The 21351-nt window shown below is 66.3% G+C and carries 17 protein-coding genes; 10 read left to right on the top strand and 7 right to left on the bottom strand.

Annotation, left to right across the window (positions count from 1 at the left end; genetic code table 11):
• The first annotated feature begins 63 nt into the window (after positions 1–63).
• Both TL10_RS05225 and dapD read left to right on the top strand, forming a co-directional pair.
• Positions 64–1878 carry an NAD(P)/FAD-dependent oxidoreductase gene (locus TL10_RS05225; RefSeq protein WP_043984780.1) on the top strand — a complete coding sequence of 605 codons (1815 nt, stop codon included), beginning with the start codon at positions 64–66 and terminating at the stop codon, positions 1876–1878.
• An 83-nt stretch (positions 1879–1961) separates the two neighbouring features.
• Positions 1962–2885, top strand: a complete 924-nt coding sequence (gene dapD, locus TL10_RS05220) for a 2,3,4,5-tetrahydropyridine-2,6-dicarboxylate N-succinyltransferase (RefSeq protein WP_043984841.1) — start codon at positions 1962–1964, stop codon at positions 2883–2885.
• 267 nt (positions 2886–3152) lie between these two features.
• On the opposite strand, the gene TL10_RS05215 is transcribed toward dapD, so the two are convergent.
• Complete coding sequence (locus TL10_RS05215; RefSeq protein WP_051954863.1) at positions 3153–3737, bottom strand: TetR/AcrR family transcriptional regulator; 585 nt, start codon at positions 3735–3737, stop codon at positions 3153–3155.
• Positions 3738–3842: 105 nt separating this feature from the next.
• Between TL10_RS05215 and TL10_RS05210 the strand changes: the two genes are divergently transcribed.
• The 3 genes from TL10_RS05210 to TL10_RS05200 all read left to right on the top strand — a co-directional run bounded on the left by TL10_RS05210 (position 3843) and on the right by TL10_RS05200 (position 8134).
• Positions 3843–4718, top strand: a complete 876-nt coding sequence (locus TL10_RS05210) for an oxygenase MpaB family protein (RefSeq protein WP_043395511.1) — start codon at positions 3843–3845, stop codon at positions 4716–4718.
• A 184-nt stretch (positions 4719–4902) separates the two neighbouring features.
• The gene (locus TL10_RS05205; RefSeq protein WP_043984779.1) at positions 4903–6717 is read left to right on the top strand and encodes a DUF3556 domain-containing protein; all 1815 of its coding nucleotides are present in this window, start codon (positions 4903–4905) and stop codon (positions 6715–6717) included.
• Position 6718: 1 nt separating this feature from the next.
• A complete protein-coding gene (locus TL10_RS05200) occupies positions 6719–8134 on the top strand; it encodes a phytoene desaturase family protein (protein WP_043984778.1) in 1416 nt (471 codons plus the stop codon).
• Between the two features lie 187 nt (positions 8135–8321).
• On the opposite strand, the gene TL10_RS05195 is transcribed toward TL10_RS05200, so the two are convergent.
• Positions 8322–8735: a PPOX class F420-dependent oxidoreductase gene (locus TL10_RS05195; protein WP_043984777.1), complete on the bottom strand. Its 414-nt coding sequence runs from the start codon at positions 8733–8735 to the stop codon at positions 8322–8324.
• 168 nt (positions 8736–8903) lie between these two features.
• Here TL10_RS05195 and TL10_RS05190 point away from each other — a divergent pair, with 168 nt between their 5' ends.
• Positions 8904–10229 carry a hypothetical protein gene (locus TL10_RS05190; protein WP_052506308.1) on the top strand — a complete coding sequence of 442 codons (1326 nt, stop codon included), beginning with the start codon at positions 8904–8906 and terminating at the stop codon, positions 10227–10229.
• Between the two features lie 34 nt (positions 10230–10263).
• Here the strand turns inward: TL10_RS05190 and TL10_RS05185 are convergent, their stop codons facing one another.
• Positions 10264–11661: an acyl-CoA synthetase gene (locus TL10_RS05185; protein WP_043984776.1), complete on the bottom strand. Its 1398-nt coding sequence runs from the start codon at positions 11659–11661 to the stop codon at positions 10264–10266.
• A 74-nt stretch (positions 11662–11735) separates the two neighbouring features.
• On the opposite strand from TL10_RS05185, the gene TL10_RS05180 reads away from it, so the two are divergent.
• From TL10_RS05180 to TL10_RS05170, 3 genes are all read left to right on the top strand, one after another.
• Positions 11736–12254, top strand: a complete 519-nt coding sequence (locus tag TL10_RS05180) for an NUDIX domain-containing protein (protein ID WP_423136055.1) — start codon at positions 11736–11738, stop codon at positions 12252–12254.
• Positions 12251–13132 carry an endo alpha-1,4 polygalactosaminidase gene (locus tag TL10_RS05175; protein WP_043984774.1) on the top strand — a complete coding sequence of 294 codons (882 nt, stop codon included), beginning with the start codon at positions 12251–12253 and terminating at the stop codon, positions 13130–13132. Before TL10_RS05180 ends, TL10_RS05175 begins: the two co-directional genes overlap by 4 nt.
• Positions 13133–13275: 143 nt before the next feature.
• Complete coding sequence (locus TL10_RS05170) at positions 13276–14295, top strand: isopenicillin N synthase family dioxygenase (protein ID WP_043984773.1); 1020 nt, start codon at positions 13276–13278, stop codon at positions 14293–14295.
• A 9-nt stretch (positions 14296–14304) separates the two neighbouring features.
• Here the strand turns inward: TL10_RS05170 and TL10_RS05165 are convergent, their stop codons facing one another.
• Positions 14305–17739: a bifunctional proline dehydrogenase/L-glutamate gamma-semialdehyde dehydrogenase gene (locus tag TL10_RS05165; protein WP_043984772.1), complete on the bottom strand. Its 3435-nt coding sequence runs from the start codon at positions 17737–17739 to the stop codon at positions 14305–14307.
• 69 nt (positions 17740–17808) lie between these two features.
• Between TL10_RS05165 and TL10_RS05160 the strand changes: the two genes are divergently transcribed.
• Complete coding sequence (locus tag TL10_RS05160) at positions 17809–18735, top strand: LysR family transcriptional regulator (RefSeq protein WP_082067845.1); 927 nt, start codon at positions 17809–17811, stop codon at positions 18733–18735.
• Positions 18736–18747: 12 nt separating this feature from the next.
• On the opposite strand, the gene TL10_RS05155 is transcribed toward TL10_RS05160, so the two are convergent.
• Genes TL10_RS05155 through fdxA form a run of 3 tightly spaced genes read right to left on the bottom strand, consistent with a single transcriptional unit; the run spans position 18748 to position 21257 of the window.
• Positions 18748–19779 (bottom strand): TIGR03617 family F420-dependent LLM class oxidoreductase, encoded by a 1032-nt coding sequence (locus TL10_RS05155; RefSeq protein WP_043984771.1) that lies wholly within the window; start codon positions 19777–19779, stop codon positions 18748–18750.
• A 51-nt stretch (positions 19780–19830) separates the two neighbouring features.
• Positions 19831–20940 (bottom strand): succinyldiaminopimelate transaminase, encoded by a 1110-nt coding sequence (gene dapC / locus TL10_RS05150; RefSeq protein WP_276525126.1) that lies wholly within the window; start codon positions 20938–20940, stop codon positions 19831–19833.
• Positions 20937–21257: a ferredoxin gene (fdxA, locus tag TL10_RS05145; RefSeq protein ID WP_029121628.1), complete on the bottom strand. Its 321-nt coding sequence runs from the start codon at positions 21255–21257 to the stop codon at positions 20937–20939. The genes dapC and fdxA overlap by 4 nt, the downstream gene beginning before the upstream one ends.
• Positions 21258–21351: the final 94 nt, after the last annotated feature.

Here is a 21351-nt window from a genome sequence, read left to right as displayed (position 1 = left end):
TGCAACGCTGCAACGTGGTGCAACTCTTGTCGGAGGTTGCGCCGCGCGTGTGTTCTGGGTCACATGACTTCCACACTTGAACCGATTACCGCCGTCTCGCCGCAGGAGCGCGTCGAGACCTGGCTCGCGAACTTCGAAGCGGCGCTGGCCGCGCAGGACATCGACGGCGTCGCAGGGATGTTCGCCGTCGACAGCTTCTGGCGTGACCTCGTGGCGTTCACCTGGAATCTCAAGACCGTGGCGGGTCGCGACCAGATTGCCGGCATGCTGCGCGCACGGCTGGCCGACACGACCCCGTCCGGGTTCCGGACCCGGGAACCGGCCACGGCGGACGGCGATGTGACGTCGGCGTTCATCGAGTTCGAGACGGCCACCGGGCGCGGCTCCGGGCATCTGCGGCTACGTGGAGACGAAGGCTGGACGCTGCTGACGACGCTGCAGGAACTCAAGGGCCATGAGGAGCGCAAGGGTGCGACGCGCGTGCTCGGCGCGGTGCACGGGTCCGATCCCGACCCGCGGTCGTGGGCCGAGAAGCGTGCGGAGGAAGAGGCGACGCTGGGTCGCGAGGCGCAGCCGTATGTGCTGGTGATCGGCGGCGGGCAGGGCGGCATCGCGCTCGGTGCGCGGCTGCGTCAGCTCGGGGTGCCTGCCATCGTCGTCGACAAGCACGAGCGGCCCGGCGACCAGTGGCGCAAGCGCTACAAGTCCCTGTGCCTGCACGACCCCGTCTGGTACGACCACCTGCCCTACCTGCCGTTCCCCGCCAACTGGCCGGTGTTCGCGCCGAAGGACAAGGTCGGCGATTGGCTGGAGTTCTACACGCGCGTCATGGAGGTGCCGTACTGGTCGCGCACCGAATGCCTGTCGGCCACTTACGATTCCGATGCGGGCCACTGGACCGTCGAAGTCAACCGCGACGGCGAGCAGCTCACTCTCCACCCGACCCAACTGGTGCTGGCGACAGGCATGTCCGGAAAGCCCAGCATCCCAACACTTCCAGGCCAGGACGTCTTCGCCGGGGAACAGCACCACTCGAGTCAGCACCCAGGGCCCGATCGATACGTCGGCAAGAAGGTCGTCGTGGTCGGGTCCAACAACTCCGCGCACGACATCTGTAAAGCCTTGTACGAGAACGGCGTCGACGTGACGATGCTGCAGCGGTCGTCGACGCACGTCGTCAAGTCGGATTCGCTGATGGACCTCGGCCTGGGCGATCTGTACTCCGAGCGCGCGGTGGCCGCGGGCATGACGACGGAGAAGGCCGACCTGACCTTCGCGTCGCTGCCCTACGCCATCATGGCCGACTTCCAGCGTCCCATCTACGACGCGATCCGGTTGCGGGACAAGGACTTCTACGATCGACTGGAGGCTGCCGGCTTCGAGCTGGACTTCGGCGACGACGACTCCGGACTGTTCATGAAGTACCTGCGCCGCGGCTCGGGCTACTACATCGACGTCGGCGCGTGTGAGCTGGTGGCCGATGGCTCGATCAAGCTGGCCCACGGCCAGGTGTCGCACCTGACGGCAGACGCGGTGGTCCTCGCCGATGGCACCGAGCTGCCGGCCGACGTCGTGGTCTACGCGACCGGCTACGGCTCGATGAACGGCTGGGCCGCCGACCTGATGGGCCAGGAGATCGCCGACCGGGTCGGCAAGGTGTGGGGCCTGGGCAGCGGGACCGCCAAAGACCCCGGCCCGTGGGAGGGCGAGCAGCGCAACATGTGGAAGCCCACGCAGCAGGAGAACCTGTGGTTCCACGGCGGCAACCTGCACCAGTCGCGGCACTACTCGCTGTACCTCGCGCTGCAGCTGAAGGCGCGCTACGAAGGCATCCCGACGCCGGTCTTCGGCCTGCAGGAGGTCCATCACCTGCAGTGAGCGGCACTCCATGCGATCTGGGGGCACCTCCCGCTCGTGGGTGGTGCCCCCAGCCCACCGTTGGTTCAGTAACCTTGGCCAACGTGACTTCTGCATCTGGCATCGGCATCGCCACCATCACCGCCGACGGAACGGTCCTGGACACCTGGTTCCCCGCTCCGGAGCTCTCCGCTGACGCCGCGGCCGGCCCGGTCCCCGCTGAGCTGGAAGCTCTCGTCGGCACCGATGAGGACCGTGGCGTGCGCACCGAGGTCGTGCGCACCACCATCGCCTCGCTCGACGACAAGCCGGCCGACGCACACGACGCCTACCTGCGGCTGCACCTGCTCTCGCACCGCCTGGTCGCGCCTCACGGCGCCAACATGGACGGCATCTTCGGCCTGCTGACCAACGTGGTGTGGACCAACTTCGGCCCCTGCGCGGTCGAGGGCTTCGAGACCGTCCGCGCCAAGCTGCGCCGCCGCGGCACCGTCACCGTCTTCGGCGTCGACAAGTTCCCGCGCATGGTCGACTACGTGCTGCCGACCGGCGTGCGCATCGCCGACGCCGACCGCGTCCGCCTGGGCGCGCACCTCGCGTCGGGCACCACCGTCATGCACGAGGGCTTCGTCAACTTCAATGCCGGCACCCTGGGCACCTCGATGGTCGAGGGCCGCATCTCCGCGGGCGTCGTCGTCGATGACGGCTCCGACGTCGGCGGCGGCGCGTCGATCATGGGCACGCTGTCCGGCGGCGGCAAAGAGGTCATCTCGGTGGGCAAGCGCTGCCTGCTGGGCGCCAACGCCGGCCTGGGCATCTCACTGGGCGACGACTGCGTCATCGAAGCGGGCCTGTACGTCACCGGCGGCACCAAGGTGACCACCGCCGACGGTCAGACCGTCAAGGCCAAGGAGCTGTCCGGCTCGAACAACCTGCTGTTCCGCCGGAACTCCGTCAGCGGCGCGGTCGAGGTCGTCAAGCGCGACGGCACCGGCATCACCCTCAACGAGGCGCTGCACGCCAACTAGTTCTGCCCGCCGAGCCTGAGCTGGTGCGCCAGCTCGGGCTCGGCTGTCCGTTCCCAAAACGGTTGTCACATCGCGACAGTGGGAGCTCCGGCGATACCCGTGTTCTCACCCAATGTCATACGCAGCTTTTCTCAAATTCGTGTCATTTTTGACTGATGAACTACACGTGCATCTGAATCAGTTCCGCTAGAGAACGGCTGCCTGCCTGCAATTCATCCTGGCGCTGGTCTATATCGTCGGCGGTCTACGTAACCGCCTTGGCGCCGCTTAGTCCGTTTGTCTGCGGCTGAAGGCGAGGCGGGCGAAGGTCGTTCCTGCGATCTCAGCGATGGCGTGCTCGTCGTCGAGTGGGAGGACGGTGTCGGTGGTGAGGATGAACGATTGCGCTATCCGCATGAAGATTTCGGCAAGGATTTCCGGCTCGGCGGTGAGATTGGCTCCCCGCTCGCGTGCTTGTCGTAACTGGCTGGCGAGGTAGCTCCGCCCAAGTTCCAGATACGGTGCGCCGTTTGTGGTGAGCATGGGCAGCACCCGATCCGGGTCCGATGCGATGAAGGTCTGGAGCAGGTCGTGATCGCGGAGCGCGCGGGTAAATACCAGGAATGCCGCGACGAGGGCCTCTTCGGGATCGTCGATGCCGGCGACGGCCGCGTCCACCCGCGCGAGAAGCTCGTTGGCTTCGCGGGTCAGCAGTGATTCCAGCAAGGCCTCGCGGGTGGCGAAACGGCGATACAACGTCGCTGGTGCGACCTTGGCGGATTTGGCGATGTCAGCCAACGACGTGCGTCGTAGGCCGTGCTGAACCAGCAAGCCGCGGGCTGCGGTGAGAATTCCCTCGGCGTAGGGATCCATCGCAGGTGCATCGTCTGCTGACTGGTGTGCGGGCTTCACAAGCCAATCATAGTGCGATAGCGTAAGAGAGCATCTTTAATTATTACTCTCTCGATAGGCGATGCCGTGCCCGCTCCGCAGTCGTCCAACCCGCTCCCTTTGCCCGCAGCGACGGTCAACCCGGGTCTGGATTCAAACTCGTTGACGTGGAAGCTTTTCGGGGACAGGCGATCGACCCCCGTGGGATTCCGTACGGCCACGTTGCAGGCGATGCACCCGGGCGTGGGGGCTGTGCTTTGGGACAGCTCGCAGTTCCGGTGGGAACTCTTCGATCGACTGCTGCGGTCCCTTCCCCCGATCCTTGGTGTTGTCTATGACGACCCCGCCCTGCGGACCGGGCATACGGTGCGTGGTTTCCACAAGGGCAGGGTGGGCACCGACGCTGACGGGCGCCGTTGGCACGCCTTGGGTCCGGAGGTGTTCTTCTGGGTGCACGCGACCTTCGTCGAGTCGATGGTCGCCACGCAGGAACGCTTCGGAACTCCGCTGACGCTCAGCGAGAAGGATCAGCTCATCGCGGAGTCGCGGACCTACTGGGACGCCTATGGCGTGCGAGCACCCCGCGAACACTGGACGGATTGGGCCGATTTCGAGGCCTATTGGAATGAGATGCTCGCGAACCGGCTGGGCCGCAACCAGACCACCGACGCGGTGTACCGAGACCGCGCGGCCTCCGATGTGCGGCCCACGCAGGTCCCGCCCATTCTGTGGGCGATTCTGCGCCGCCCGGTCCGCGGCTCGATGCTGTGGCTCACCACCGGACTGCTACCGGAGCGTGCCCGCGAGCATCTCGACCTCGACTGGACCCGAACCGATGAACTGATCCTCACTGCGATTGGCACCACTGTGCGCTGCGCCTGGCCGCTCACACCTGAACGCCTGCGGTACTTCGGGCGCGCACGAAAGGGTTTCGAGCGCGAACGGACGCTTGATCGCCAGTGACGACATGCAGCCAGATCCGCGGGTCTCGACGAAGCATGACCAGCCCGTGGGGATCACGTCACCAACGAGGACTGAGAACCGCTCCGGCGTGCGCATCACTCACCGTGGCTGCGCCGGCTGCTCGATCGAATCCCCCTGATCGCGAACCACTTAGAACCGCAATCGTAACGATAGGAAGCTGACCATGGGGTTCATCGAGCCGACATTTCCGCCCGTCGATCCCGACGAATTCCTAGCGCTGCCACTGATGGAGCGCATGCGGTTGCTCGTTCAACACTGGGTGGAGAACGGGTACGGCGTACCGCGGGTGGTTCACACGATCTATATCGTGAAGCTGCTGTTCTTCTACATCCTTGGTGGTGTCGTCGTGGCCACCGTGACGTCGAATCTTCCTGCCTTCTGGCACATCTCGCAATGGTGGGATCAACCGATCGTGTACCAGAAAGCCATCCTCTGGACGTTGCTGCTGGAGACGCTCGGCGTGGCGGGGTCGTGGGGGCCACTGGCCGGGAAAGCTAAGCCGATGACCGGAGGAATCCGGTTCTGGGCTCGACTGGACACCATCCGGCTGCGACCGTGGCGACGGGTTCCGTTCACCGCCGGAAACCGGCGTACCAGGGTCGACGTGGCCCTCTACCTGGCGCTGCTCGGAACTGAAATCGCCGCGCTCGTTCCTCCGGGTGTATACAGCGATTCCTTGTCAGAGGCGCTGCCCGGCAACACTTCCGGATTGGTCAACCCGGTCCTGGTCATTCCGGTGATCACCTTGCTCATCGTCAATGGTCTGCGCGACAAGACTGTGTTTTTGGCCGCCCGCGGCGAGCAGTACCTGCCGGCGCTGGTCTTCTTCACGGTTCTGCCGTTCGGCGACATGGTCATCGCGCTCAAGTTGTTGATCGTGGTCGTGTGGATCGGTGCCGGGTTCTCCAAGTTCGGTCGACATTTCGCCAACGTCATACCCCCGATGGTGAGCAACAGCCCTGCACTGCCGTTCAAGTCGATCAAACGTGCCTACTGGCGCGATTTCCCGGACGATCTTCGCCCTTCGCGGCTGGCTAATCTGACCGCTCACGGTGCTGGCACGTTCGTCGAGATCGTCACACCGTTGGTGCTGTTGTTCTCGCCGTACCAGCCGCTGACCATCGCCGCGGTCGTGGTGATGGTGGGGTTTCACCTCTTCATCGTTTCGACCTTCCCGATGGCGGTGCCGTTGGAGTGGAACGTGCTGTTCGCCTACGCCACGGTCTTCCTGTTCCTCGGATTCCCGGCCTGGCACGGATACGGGATCGCTGACATGTCCTCGCCGTGGCTGACGATCGCAGTCGTGGCGGCACTGCTGTTCTTCCCGATTCTGGGCAACGCGCGGCCCGACCTGGTGTCGTTCCTGCCGGCGATGCGGCAGTACGCGGGCAACTGGTGCTCGGCGCTGTGGGCGTTCACACCCGGCGCCGAAGAGAAGCTCAATCGGGTCACCCGCCCCACGACCAATCCGGTCGATCAGCTGCTCGCGTTCGGCTACGAGCCCAAGTGGGCGGAAATTGTCACTCAGGGCACGGCAGCGTTTCGCAGCATGCACAGTCAAGGCCGCGGCCTGTTCTCGCTGCTCCTCAGACACCTGCCCGACATCGACACCCGTACGGTGCGCGAAGCCGAGGTGGTCTGTAACTCGTTGATTGGGTTCAACTTCGGCGACGGGCACTTGTACAACGAGGACATGATCGCCGCCGTGCAAAGTCGGGCCAACTTCGAGCCAGGTGAGTTGGTCGTGGTGTGGGTGGAATCCCAAGCCATAGGCAGTGCAGTGCAGCACTACAAGGTGATCGACGCCGCGCGCGGGGTAATCGAGCGCGGAACTTGGAAGGTCGCCGACGCCGTTGCCGAGCAGCCGTGGCTGCCCAACGGCCCGATCCCCACCCAGGTGAGCTGGTCACCCACCATGGGACCGGCCAGGACACATCATCAACCGGACCAAGATCTGGCCGCCGGTTCGGGGCGATGACCTGAGCACCGCGACCGTCATCGGCGCCGGCCCCAACGGGCTGGCCGCCGCCGTCACCCTGGCCAACGCAGGCGTGGAGGTCACCGTTCTGGAGGCCGCCGCCGAAATCGGTGGCGGTGCCCGATCCAGCGAGGCCATTGTTCCCGGGCTGCTGCACGACCATTGTTCGGCATTTCATCCGATGGCCGTCGGGTCGCCATTTCTCAACAGTCTCGACCTCGACCGCTACGGGCTGTCGTGGCGCTGGCCGGACATCGACTGCGTGCATCCGCTGGATGACGGCAGCGCCGGAGTGCTCCGCAGATCGATCGAAGAAACAGCTGCCGGACTCGGCCGCGACGCCGCGCTGTGGCGGATGGCATTCGCCGGGCCGGCGACGAAGTTCGACGCCCTGTCAGAAGACATCATGGGGCCGCTGCTGCGAGTACCCAGACATCCGCTGACATTGGCCCGGTTCGGCCTGCCGACCCTGCTGCCGGGTTCGGTTGCAGCGCGTCTGTTCCGCACCGAGAGGGGCCGCGCATTGTTCGGCGGCGTCGCGGCACACACCTTCCGCCCGCTGCACTACCCGATGACCTCGGCGATCGGGCTCGGCATCATCACCGCCGGGCACCGGCACGGCTGGCCGGTCGCCGCTGGCGGCTCGCAATCGATCATCGCGGCGCTGGCCTCCCTGTTGGACGATCTCGGCGGCAAAATCGAGACCGGGGTTCGCATCAAGACGCCGTCCCAGTTGCCGCCCGCAGACATCACCATGTTCGACCTCGCACCCCGCGCCATCGCCGACATCCTCGGCGAGCGCCTGCCAGCGCGGGTAGCGCGAGCGTTCCGCAGGTTCCGCCACGGGCCCGGTGCGTTCAAGGTCGACTTCGCCGTACAGGACGGCGTTCCATGGACCAATCCACACGCACGCCGAGCCGGAACCGTTCACCTCGGCGGCAATCACGCCGAACTCGCCGCGACCGAGCGAGACATTCATGCCGGGCGGATGCCGCAGCGCCCGTTCGTTCTCATCGGTCAGCAATACCTCGCCGACCCACAACGATCGGTCGGCAACATTCATCCGGTGTGGACCTACGCCCATGTCCCGCACGGCTATACCGGTGATGCCGTCAAGGCGATCATCACCCAGATCGAGCGCTTCGCACCCGGCTTCCAAGAACGCATCATCGGACAGGCCGTTCGGTCGACCACGCAGATGGCCGCCTACAACGCCAACTATGTCGGCGGCGACATCGTCACCGGCGCCAAGGACATCCGCCAACTCACATTCGGACCACGTATCACGCTGTCCCCATACACAATTGGCATACCCGGCATGTATATCTGCTCTGCTGCCACCCCGCCCGGACCAGGAGCCCACGGCATGTGCGGGCACAACGCCGCCGTATCCGCCCTCGCTGAACTTGATCGCTGAATCACCGTTGCAATCCACAGATGCCGCCAACGACAACTTCCTCGACACACATAACCGAGCCCCGCACCCAAATTCTCAGCACTCCTAGTTGTTGTGACATTGCGTGAGATCTAGAGTTACTTGTGACATCGGTGTGACATCGATTTTGAGAATGTGACATCACGTTTGAGAACGGACATCGGCTTTTTCATGCCCAGGGGCCGACGCCCGTCACCTTCTCAATGGTGATGCGGGTCAGGAATCCCGGCGGCGCTTCGGCCGGCGGGAACTGGCCGTTGAACTCCGGTGCCATCACGTTGGTCAGCCGGGTCAGCACGTCGGGTGCCCCGCCCTCCACGATGCGTGCGGTACCGCTGATCGCGAGATACGGATTAACCGACGCCGCGCCCCGATCGGTACCGATGATGGTGACCGCGACCCTGGGATCGCGGCGCATGTTGCGCAGCTTCTTGTAGTCGGCGAGGTGCGCGCTGACCAGCTCGTCACCTTGCAGTTCCACCCACACCACCGAAACCTGTGGGCTGCCATCGGCATTCAAAGTCACGAGCGTCGCGTTGGCCCCGTTGCCGATGAGGGCGCGGGCTTCGTCTGTGAGTTGCATGGCATCTACAAGGTATCTGCTTGCCCAGCCATTCCCGCCGAGAATGAGCTTGTATCCGGCTCGTCGCGTACGGAACCGCACAGTCGGCGACATCGGGGAGATCGTCGCCGGCAAGTTGGAGGTTTTCCCCGGGGACATCGGCGCCTATTCATCACTAGCGTCAATCCGGTGAGCACGACGACCGGCGACGCGGACACCTTGACCACTAGCAACCCCGACGAGATCTCGGCGCCCGAATGGACCGGCAAGCAGAAGCTGGCGTTCCGGCTGTTCTTCACCATCGGCGGCGGAATCCTGATCCTCTCGGTGTACGGCAACTTCGGCCTGAGCATGTTGATGGCTCCGCTTCTGCAGGCGCTCGCCAACTTGGGCAGCTTCGTCACCCGCGGTGAGGGCGTGTACCTGAACGTCAATGGGGGTGCTGATTCCTTGGCGGAGTGGTGCTTCCACCTGGGCTGGATTCTGGTGGCCCTGCTGATCACCGCGATCTGGACCGCGCTGGACCGGCGTAGGCCCAACTACCGCAGCCTTGCCGCCCTGCTGCTGGTGTTCGCCCGGTTCGGTCTGGCCGTCTCGATGCTGCTCTACGGTCTGGCCAAGCTCATTCCGACGCAGATGGCCTACATGATGCTGCCCGGCTACCAGATCCAGATGGTCGGCGATGTCAGCATGATGAACACACTGTGGGGTTTCATGGGCGCCTCCGACCCATACTCGGTGGCCGCCGGTCTCGTCGAATTCGTTGCCGGCGTGCTGCTTCTGTGGAATCGGACGTGGCTGTTGGGCGCGCTGATCGCGATCGGCGCCATGGGGCAGGTGTTCCTGCTCAATCTGTTCTACGACGTTCCGGTGAAACTGGTGTCCGGAGCCCTGTTCTTCATCGCCGTCGCGATCACCTCGCCGTACTGGCGGGGCCTGGCCCAAATGGTGTTCCAGCGTGGCACTCCCGAACCGGTCGCGCTGTGGCCGGCGTTGGGTTCCGGCAGGCGGTGGTTGCGTCGGACCGGCACCGTGGCGAAGTTCACCATCGCAGGCGTCGTCGTCGCACTGGTCGCGACGTTCAGCGTCGTCACGTTCTACGACATTCGGCACAGGGAATCGGACATCGACGGAGTCTGGCGCGCAACGTCATTCACGGTCGACGGCATAGAGGCGACGCTGCAGCAGACGTCTCCTGCGCCGTGGACGAATGTCGCGATCGCCGACCGGGTCGACGACTACACCAGCTTCGTCACCCAGGTTCCCGCCGGCTACGTCACCGTCTACCTGTTCGAGATCCACGACGACCGACTGGAGATCAAGAGGCACGAATCGGATCCGCCCATCGTGCTGCACTTTCGTCTGGACGGTCCCGACCGGCTGATGTTGACCGGCATGGTCGACGGCAAGCACATCGTGGGCGACTACCAGCGACGGCACATGCAGCGCAGCGAATCTCACTTCCGGCTGATCCAGCCGGAGATCGAGGGTGGACCGGCCAGTCGTCTGCCCTAGATCTCACAGCCGTCCTCCATCGCGACGACGTTGCCTAGACGAGGAGTTTCTTCTGCACCTTGCCCATGGCGTTGCGGGGCAGACTGTCGACGAGGCGCACCTCGCGCGGCCGCTTGTGCACCGAAAGCTGTTGCGCAACAAAGTCGATGAGTTCCTGTGACGATGCCGACCCGACCACGAACGCGACGATGCGCTGCCCCAGGTCGTCGTCCGGCACGCCGACCACCGCGGCCTCCGATACACCAGGGTGGCCCAGCAGGACGGTCTCGATCTCGCCGGCGCCGACCCGGAAACCGCCGGACTTGATGAGGTCCACCGACTCGCGACCGACGATGCGGTGCATACCGCCCTCATCGATGGCCGCGACGTCGCCGGTGCGGTACCAGCCGTCGTCGCCCAGCACCTCGGCCGTCGCCTCTGGGCGGTTCAGATAGCCGGTGAAGATCGTCGGCGCGGAAACCTCCAGGCGGCCAATGGTTTCCCCGTCGTGCGGCACCGGCGACCCATCTTCGGCGACCAGCCGGGTCTGCACGCCGTCCAACGGCAACCCGACCCAGCCGGGCCGGCGTTCGCCGTCGACCCGGGTGGACAGGGTGATCAAAGATTCGGTGCTGCCATAGCGCTCGAGCGGCGCGTGCCCGGTGAGCCGGATCAGGTCGTCGAACACCGGCACCGGCAGCGCTGCACTGCCCGACACCAGCAGTCGCGCTCCGCGGAGCGCCTCGGCGGCAGCAGCGTCGGCCACCACGCGGGACCAGACGGTCGGCACCGCGAAGTACAGCGAGCCACCCGCGGCGGCGTAGGCAGCCGGTGTGGGTTTTCCGGTGTGTACGAAGCGATTTCCGATCCGCAGTGAGCCCAGCAGCCCGAGGATCAGACCGTGCACGTGGAACAGCGGCAGGCCGTGCACCAAGGTATCGGACGGCGTCCAGGCCCAGGCCTTGGCCAACGCGTCGATGTCGGCGGCGATGGCGCGACGGCTGATCACCACGCCTTTGGGCAACCCTGTGGTGCCCGAGGTGTACATGACCAACGCGGTCGAATCCGGCGACGGTTCGGCGTAGCGGTGCCAGGAGCGGGCATGCAGCCGCACCGGGATGACCGGTAGCCCTTCGGTTTCGTCGGGCACCTCCCCCAGCCAGGCCTGCGCCCCGGAGTCGGTGATCATGTGCCGCCGTTCGGCCGCGCCGACGTCGGCGGGCACCGGAACCACCGGCACCCCCGCGATGAGGCAGCCCGCGACGGCGAGGACCGTCTTCGCGGTCGGCCGAGCCAGCACGGCCACCAGCGACGCGCCGGCGACCCGTTCGGCCACCGACGTCGCGGCCCCGACCAGATCGCTGCGGGACAACACCGCGCCGTCGATGCGCACCGCGTCTTCGAGGTCGTGCCCGGCGGCCACCACCGCGGGGTTCAGGGAGGTCAGCAGCATGTGCGTGAGGCTACTCTGGGCGGGTGGACCCGATCGAGAGACTGTCCAGTCGTGAGGTGTACCGCAACAACTGGATGTCGGTGCGCGAAGACGACATCCGCCGTCCCGACGGCACCACCGGCATCTACGGGGTGGTGGACAAACCCACGTACGCGCTGGTGATCGCCCGCGACGGCGACCGGTACCGGATGGTGGAACAGTTCCGCTATCCAATTGGGTTGCGGCGCTGGGAGTTTGTCCAGGGCACCGCGCCGGGCACGTTGGACGGCGACGAGCCCGCGCCCGCGGATCTCGCCGCGCAGGAACTCCGTGAAGAGACGGGGCTGCGGGCCGACACGTGGCAGGTTTTGGGCCAGCTGGATGTCGCACCGGGGATGTGCAGTCAACGCGGCTGGGCCTACCTGGCGACCGGCATCACCGAAGGCGAGCACGACCGCGAGCACGAAGAGCAGGACATGCACAGCGAGTGGTTCACCGCCACACAGATCGAGGACATGATCCGCCGCGGTGAGATCACCGACGCGCAGTCGTTGGCGGCGTGGACGCTGCTACAGCTGCACGCGTACACCGATCCGCCTGCCAGCCAAGGATGACGACCTTCCGGGGAGCGCTGCTGATCGCGGTGGCGCTGCTGACCGCATGTGCTCGACCGGTCGATCCGCCGTCTGCTCCGCGGTCCGAACCGTCGGTCACACCGCCCGCGACCGAGAGCGCGGCCGCGCATCGGGTCCGATTGCCACCCACAACAGGCTCATTCGACTACCAACTGGGCGGCGCAGGTGACATCCCCGGCCTGGCGGTGGTGGTCCGGGACGCCTCGGCACGCCCGATGCCAGGCGCATACAGCGTCTGCTACCTGAACGGTTTTCAGACCCAACCAGGCGACGGTGACAGCTGGCTGCACAACCATGGTGAGGCAGTACTGCGCGACGCCCACGGGTCGCCCGTGCGTGACCCCGACTGGCCCGACGAGTACGTTCTCGACCCGTCGACTGCAGCCAAGCGATCGATCATTCTCGGTGTCCTGACGCCAGTGCTCTCCGCGTGTGCCGACAAGGGTTTTGACGCGATCGATCTTGACAACTTCGACACCTTCAAACGGTTCTCCGACGCGACCACCGGTCACATCGATGAGGCGGGAGCCGTCGAACTCGCACGATCGTTCACCGCTTTGGCCCACGACCGCGGTCTCGCGGTCGCCCAGAAGAACGCTGCCGAAGCAGCCGAGATCGGGCGCCGCACAATCGGTTTCGACTTCGTCGTCGCCGAGGAGTGCGCCGCCTACCTGGAGTGCGATCACTACCGGCAGGCGTACGGACCGCACGTCCTCCAGATCGAGTACACCGACAACCTGTCGGGTTCGTTCCGAGATGTGTGCGCGACGGCAGACCGAGCTCCGCTGACCATTCTTCGGGACCGCCGCCTCGTAGCCCCCGGTTCCGCCGGCTATGTGCGCGAACAGTGTCCGTGAGGGCTGACTGTGGCGGCCGACGCGCCGCGCGTCGGCCGCACGATTCACGAGAGTCAGTGATTCACGCCACACAGAAACGTCCTTGTGAGAGAAGACCATTCACACTTGATCTCAACCTTGGTTGAGGTTCTAGCGTCGAACGCATGACCCAACCAGAAGTGATAGTCGACCAGGTCGTCCTGCAGGACGGCTTCGTCCCGGTGATAGACATCAGCAGCGCCCGTAGTGGCGACCCGACGCACCGCCAGGCGGTGGCCGACGCGATCGGCCGGTGCTGCGAGACCAGCGGTTTCCTGCTCCTGGTCGGGCACGGTGTGCCCTACAAGGCCATCAACGACGTCAACCACGCCCTGCGCGGGTTCTTCGCCCTGCCGCAGGCCGAAAAAGACCGCCTCAGGGCGCAACCCGGTGACCCACTGGCCCGCGGATTCAGCAGCGCGGGCAAGCTCGCGGCCACCAATGACGGCGCGGATGTCGACGCCGAACACCAGGCGCCGGACCGGGTCGAGAAGTTCGTCCACTTCCCGCTGGGCAACCCGGAGGGCATGGGCGGCGACGGCTGGACCGACGAGCGGATGTTCGTCGCGCCGAGGTGGCCCGAACTCCCCGGTTTCCGCGCGGCGTACGAGCGCTACTACGCCGAAATGGAGTTACTGGCCACCGAATTGTCCCGGCTGTTCGCACTCGCACTGGGTCTGCGCGAGGACTGGTTCGACGCGTCGATCGACCGGCACAACTCCAACCTGATGGCCAACTACTACCCTGCCGACGACCGGCCGGCCGGTGAAATCCGGCTGAGCCAGCACAGCGACTGGGGCAATCTCACGATCCTGCTGCAGGATGAATCTCAGCGCGGGCTACAGGTTCGGGGTGACCGCGGCGAGTGGCTCGACGTGCCCGTGGTCCCCGGATCGTTCGTCATCAACATCGGTGATCTGCTCGCCAGGTGGACCAACGACCGCTGGGTCAGCACCGTGCACCGCGTGGTGAGCAACGGCGCGGGTGGCGAACGGTTCAGCCTGCCGTTCTTCCATCAACCCAACTTCGACGCCGTCATCGAGTGCATTCCCACCTGCGCGAGCGCCGACAATCCGCCGCGCTACGAGCCGGTGGTGTCGGGGCCGTATCTGCTCGACAAGTTCAAGCTCGCCTACGCGCTCTGAGCCGCAGCGTCACCGAAACAGGTTCTCGGACAACGGCGTCGGAGAACCGAATCGGTGCGCGGTCACCGCGATCGCCTGCTCGTGCAGGAACGTCAGCAGCTCGACCCGACCGGCTTCGACAACCGGCCCCGCGTAGAGCGCGATCCCGACAGCGCCGGCACTGTCGCGAGCGAACTGTTCGCGGCTGCCGCCGAGGAGGCGAACGCGTCCAGGAGCATTGTCGCGCAGCGTGTTCCGCCACGACATCGAATCGTCCACCCGACAGACGACGCCGGCGGTTGCCAGCGTGTCGGTAATCGCCTGATCGAGCGGAACCGGGGTGGAGACGGTCGCGGAGGAACCGGCCAGGATTCCCGCCCCGACCACCCGCAACACCGCTGCCGGATCAGCGTTCTCGGCACGCACCGTCACCGGCACGGGCAGGTACCGGAAGACGTTCCTCTCCGCCATCAGGGCGGAGACATCGCGAGCTACGCCGAACTCCGTCGCCCAGGCATGTGCGTCGGATCCGAAGGACCGTTCGAGGAAATCGAGTTCTCCGGGATTCAGCGCAAAGGCCTGCACAGCGTCCAGGATCGCGCGTACGGATGGCGCTATCGACGCCGTTTGGCTCGCCGGCGCGGAACGCCAGTCACTCAGCCCGATCAGGTAATTCGGGCCGCCTGCCTTGGCGCCCGCGCCCACCGCCGACTTCTTCCACCCGCCGAAGGGTTGACGCCGCACGATCGCCCCGACGGTCGAGCGGTTCACATAGGCGTTGCCGGCCTCGACCCGGTCGAGCCAGCGTTCGATCTCGGCGCGGTCCAGGCTGTGCAGGCCTGCTGTCAGTCCGTAGTCGACCTGGTTCTGGATGGCGATCGCCTCATCGAGGTCATCGGCGGCGATGAGACCCAGCACCGGACCAAAGTACTCGGTGAGGTGGAACTCCGAGCCGCGCCGAACCCCGGTCTTCACTCCCGGTGACCAGAGCCGTCCGGTGTCATCGAGTTGGCGGGGCGCTACCAGCCACTGCTCCCCGGGCGAGAGCTGCGTGAGTGCCCGCAGCAGTTTGCCGTGCGCGGGTTCGTTGATGGGTCCCACCTGCACGGTCGGGTCTGTCGGGTAGCCGACCTTCAGTGAGGTGACGGCATCGACGAGCTGGTCGCGGAACCGCGCGGACCGGGCGACGGAGCCCACCAGAATGCCGAGCGACGCAGCCGAGCACTTCTGACCTGCGTGCCCGAAGGCCGAGTACACCAGGTCTTTCACCGCGAGATCGAGATCTGCATGCGGGGTGACGATGATGGAGTTCTTGCCGCTGGTCTCCGCCAGCAGCGGCAAGTCGGGCCGGAAGCTGCGGAACAACTCTGCGGTCTCAAAGGCACCGGTGAGGATCAGCCGGGAAACCCGCGGGTCGGATACCAAATGCGTGCCGAGTTCGCCCTCATCGAGGTGCACCAACTGCAGCACATCGCGCGGCACGCCGGCATCCCAAAGCGCTTGCACCATAACGGATCCACACCGCCTGGCCGCAGTGGCAGGTTTGATGATGACGGGACTACCCGCGGCCAGCGCGGCCAGCACGGATCCGGCGGGGATCGCCACCGGGAAGTTCCATGGCGGCGTGACCACCGTCAATCCGGTCGGCACCGCGACGGCACCGTCGACCGAGTCCAGATTTTCCGATTGTGCCGCATAGTAATTCGCGAAATCGATGGCCTCGGAGACCTCTGGATCGCCCTGCTCCAGCGTCTTGCCGCACTCGGCGGCCATCACCTCCAGCAATACCGCCCGCGCTGCCTGCAGCGTGGCCGCCGCACGCCGAAGGACTGCCGCCCGCTGCGCACCGGCCAACGCAGCCCATGTCGCGCCCGCGGTCACACCGTCGGCGATGATTCCGTCCAGCGCGGCCCCACTCGACACGGTGTACTCGGCGACCAGCTCCACGCCCGCCGACGACGTGGCGATCCGGTCGGTGATCGCTCGTCCCCACAGTCGATTGCCGGGCAGTGCCGGATCAGTGTCGGCGGCATTCGCGAATCCATCGGCCGGGCTCACGGCGGCGCGTGGATCATCGGTACGGCGATCCTGGCGACGGTTGGGCACCGGAACCACGCTCTCCCCAACGAGATCGGCGATGGACGCGATGAACCGGTCCTTCTCGCGCTGGAACAACGCCCGGTCGTCGTGCAGCTCGAACACCGCGGACATGAAGTTGTCCTGGCTGGCACCTTCTTCCAACCGGCGCACCAGGTAGGCGATGGCAACGTCAAAGTCCTTGGGGTGCACCACCGGTACGTACAGCAGTAGACCGCCGACGGTACGCCGGACGGCTTCGGCCTGTGCCTCCGCCATCCCCAGCAGCATCTCGAACTCCACGTGATCCCGGACGCCGCGACGCCCGGCGAGCGTCCACGCGTAGGCGATGTCGAAGAGGTTGTGCCCGGCGACACCGATACGCACATTCGCGGTGTGTTCGGGCCGCAGTGCGTAATCCAGCACCCGCTTGTAATTGGTGTCGGTGTCTTGTTTGGTCGAGAAGGTCGCCACGGGCCAGCCGTGCAGCGAGGCCTCCACGTGTTCCATCGGCAGGTTGGCGCCTTTGACCAGCCGAACCTTGATGCCCGCGCCACCGGCCTCGCGGCGCGCACGCGCCCAGTTCTGCAGTCGCATCATCGCGCTCAGCGCATCGGGCAGATAAGCCTGCAAGACGATCCCCGCCTCGAGGTCGAGCAGGTCGGCCCGGTCCAGCAGCTTGGTGAACACCGCGATCGTCAGCTCCAGGTCGCGATACTCCTCCATGTCGAGGTTGATGAACTTCTTCGTCGGCGCGGTCGCGGCCTGGGTGAACAACGGCAGCAGGTTCTGCGCGATGTGGTCGACGGCTTCGTCGAACGCCCACGGCGAGTGCGGCGGCACGGTGGCCGAGACCTTGATCGACACGTAGTCGACGTCGGGACGGGCGAGCAGCCGTTCGGTGCCTTCCAGCCGTCGGGCCGCCTCGGCCCGACCGAGCACGGCCTCACCGAGCAGGTTGATGTTGAGCCCGACGCCGCGCTTGCGGATCCGTGCGATGGAACGCCCGAGGCGGGCATCGGTCGCGTCGACGAGGAGGTGGCCGACCATCTCGCGCAACGCTTTCCGGGCGACCGGAATGACCAGGCCGGGCGCGATCACCGACACCAGAGCACCGAGCTTGATCAACAGCCGTTCATGCAGCGGCAGGAAGCCAGGGGCGTTACGCGCCAGGGCGCGCAGGTTGGCGGCCGCGACCCGATGGTCTTCGGGCCGGATCACGCGGTCGACGAAGCCGACGGTGAAATCCAGGCCATGAGGATCGCGAAGGACCTCAGCCAACCGGCGGCCGGCCGGGGCGACGGGCAGGCGGGCGGCGTCATCGAGCCAGTACCGAACCTGGGTCACCACCTCGGTCAGCAGGTCGTCCCGGCTGCTCAGCTCCGTCATCTGCCCATCATGAGCCGACCAGACACTTAAAATAAAGCGATGATTTCTGACATGAAAGTTTAAGTAACGATGAAACATCTACGTGCCGATCTGCTGGACGTCCGCAGGCTGCGGCTGCTGCACGAGCTGAGCCTGCGCGGCACGCTGTCCGAGGTCGCCGAGGCCCTGCACCAAAGCCCCTCGGCGATATCGCAGGCACTGAGCCAGCTCGAGCGCGAGGTCGGCGTGCCGCTGCTGGAGAAGGTCGGGCGCCGGCTGCGGCTCACCCCCGCGGCCGAGGTGCTCGTCGAGCACACCGCGGTCATCTTGGCGCGGCTCGAGCAGGCCGCCTCCGATGTCGCGGTGCAGAGCGACGAGGCTTCCGGCACCGTTCGGCTGGCCGTCTTCCAATCGGCGGCCTCGGCCTTCATGCCACAGATGCTGACGGAGTTGGCGACCCGCCACCCGCGTCTGCGCGTGACGATGTCGCAACGCGAACCGGAGCAGGCGCTCTACGAGACCTGGCTGCGCGAGTTCGATCTGGTGATCGCCGAGGAGTATCCGGGGCATGCCGCGCGCGCGTATCCCGATCTGCACCGGGCACCGCTGACCACCGACCTGCTGCGGCTGGCCGTACCAGGGACCGGAGACCCCTGGGACCGCGTCTCCTCGGTCAAAGATGCTGCCGAACTGCCGTGGACGATGGAGCCCGAAGGCACCGCATCCCGGCACTGGGCCGAACAGCTTTGCCGACAAGCAGGTTTCGAGCCCGACGTCCGCTTCGAGACCGACGACCTCGAAGCCCAAATCGCCCTGATCGAGAATGGCAACGCGGTCGCCATCCTGCCCGACCTGATGCGAGTGCGGCGCCGTCCCGATTTACGCGTCGTGGACGTCGACCCGCGTCGGCGGGTGGTGTTCACGGCGACGCGGACCGCCATCAGCCAGACACCGGCCATCGTGGCGTGCCGGGCGGCATTGGCTTCGGCAGTGCCGCCGCAACTCGACGTGGACTGAACGCGCCACGTGTCAACCCGGCGCCGCTCCGCTCTGTAGGTCCCGGACGCAGGCCAGCACCGCCCCGTCGTCGTCGCCGGCGCTCATCGGCGGCAGCACGACCCCGTCGGCAATGCCGTCGTATTTGTCCCGCAACAGGTTTGGCAGTTGGTCGTAGCGGCCGCTGGTGACGAGTTGATCGAGCACTGCGTCATTCAGAACCGCCGGCAAGTCAGCCCACCGGTCCTGCTTGATGAGCCCGCGCAGATCATCGGCCAACGTGTCCCAGCCCCGCCGCTTGAGCGTCGTCGCGTAAGCGGGGGTCGATAGCAGGAAGGTCAGCATCCGGCGTTGCCGCTCGCGTTCCCGCTCCACCAACAGGTCGGTGCTGCCGGTGGCGATCGCGGTCGACGCCACGAGCTGAGGCAACTCGGCCCGACCCGAGGCCTGTGCGCCACGCTGAAGTGCCGGGCGCACAACGTCTCTCAGATAGTCGGGATCGGAATTCGTGGAATGCGTGACGACACCGTCCGCCACCTCGCCCGCCAGTTCGCACATCCGTGCATTCACGGCACCCAGCCAGATGCGTGGCGGCGCCAGGTCATTCGGCCCGGGGTTGAAGTACGGCTGCAGCCGCGTGATGCGGTAGGCGTCGCCCTCGTGGTGCACCGACCCGCCGGTACGGAACGCCTCGAAGATGTCCTTGAGCGCACTCACGTAGTCGGCCATCCGCGCCCGCGGTTCGCTCCAGGGCATGCCGAACCGGTCTTCGATGTTCTGCCGAATCTGGGTGCCGAGGCCCAATTCGAACCGCCCACCGGAGAAGGTCTGCAGGTCCCAGGCCGCGTAGGCGGTGAGCATGGGACTGCGGACGAACGCCAGGGTGACGGCGGTCCGGATGGTCAGCCGTTCCGTGTGTTCGGCGGCCAACAGCGCCACGGCGAGCGAGTCGTGGATCGTCTCCGCAATGTGCAGCCCGTCGAACCCGAGCTTCTCTACCCGGCGCGCGTAGGCCGGCACCCTTGTCAGAGGCAGCTCGGGCGACATGGCGGCGAATACCTGCATACGTCAGGACGCTAGCCCAGCCGGGTTGACCGCCTCCCGCGAGCGGAAGAACTACGCCAACCGGGAAACCGCGGCGGCGATGCGCTCGTCGGTCGCGGTCAGCGCGATGCGCACGAACTGCTCGCCGGCCGGGCCGTAGAACTCGCCGGGGGCGACGAGGATGCCGCGCTCGGCCAGCCACGCGACCGTCGCACGACCGGACTCGCCGCGGGTGGCCCACAGGTACAGGCCGGCCTCGGAGTGCTCGACGGTGAAGCCGGCTCCTCTGACCGCCGCCAGCAGTGCGTCGCGCCGCTTGGCGTAGCGGTCCCGCTGGATGCGTTCGTGCTCGTCGTCGTCAAGGGCGGCGACCATCGCGGCCTGCACCGGCGTCGGGACGATCATCCCGGCGTGCTTGCGCACCGCCAACAGCTCGGCAACCAAAGCCGGATCACCCGCCACGAAACCAGCCCGATAACCGGCCAGCGATGACGTCTTGGACAGCGAGTGCACGGCCAACAGACCCGTGTGGTCGCCGTCGCAGACGTCGGGATGCAACACCGACAGTGGCTGGGCGTCCCACGCCAGGCCGAGGTAGCACTCGTCGGACGCGATGACGACACCGCGCTCACGCGCCCAGCCGACGACCTTGCGCAGGTGGTCGACACCGAGCACCTTGCCGGTCGGGTTGCTGGGCGAGTTCAGGTAGACCAGCCCGGGCGCCTGCGGCCCGATCTGGGTCAGGGAATCGGCCCGCAGCACTTGGGCACCGGCCAGCCGTGCGCCGACGTCGTACGTCGGGTAGGCCAGCTCGGGCACGACGACGGTGTCGGCGGCCCCCAACCCGAGCAGGGTCGGCAGCCAGGCGATCACCTCTTTGGTGCCGATGACCGGCAGCACCGCCTGCTCCGGCAGACCGGTCACGCCGTAGCGGCGCTGCAGGGCAGCCACCGCCGACGCGCGAACCGCCGGCGTGCCGGCCGTCGTCGGATAACCCGGTGCGGCACTGGCAGCGGCCAGGGCCTCCCGAATGACGTCGGCCACCGCATCTACGGGCGTACCGACGGACAGATCGACGATGCCGTCCGGGTGGGCACGCGCGGTCGCGGTTGCGTCAGCCAGCGTGTCCCAGGGGAACACCGGCAGAGCAGCCGAGACCTTGGTTCGAGCGGACAGAGTCACTCGCCCTGCGGCGCGAGATCCTTGACCGCCTGCGGGTCGTTGTCGGTCTGGCCGACCTTCGACGCACCACCCGGCGAGCCGAGCTCGGCGAAGAAGTCGGCGTTGTTCTGGGTGTATCCGCTCCACTGATCGGGGACGTCGTCCTCGTAGTAGATGGCCTCGACGGGGCAGACGGGCTCGCACGCGCCGCAGTCCACACACTCATCGGGGTGGATGTACAACATGCGTGCACCCTCGTAGATGCAATCGACCGGGCATTCTTCGATGCATGCCTTGTCTTTGACGTCGACGCAGGGTTCGGCAATGACGTACGTCACCGGTAGTTCTCCTGTTCCAGGGGGCTGCTGGCTCATCAGGACTCAACGAGCCGACGTCAGTATGGTGCGCCCATTTTGAGCGGTCTGGCTCAGT

The sequence above is a fragment of the Mycolicibacterium llatzerense genome (assembly GCF_000878195.1).
In the GTDB taxonomy this organism is placed as follows: domain Bacteria; phylum Actinomycetota; class Actinomycetes; order Mycobacteriales; family Mycobacteriaceae; genus Mycobacterium; species Mycobacterium llatzerense.
The sequence above is the reverse complement of the archived record's forward strand: the minus strand, read 5'-3'. Positions and strand labels throughout refer to the sequence as shown.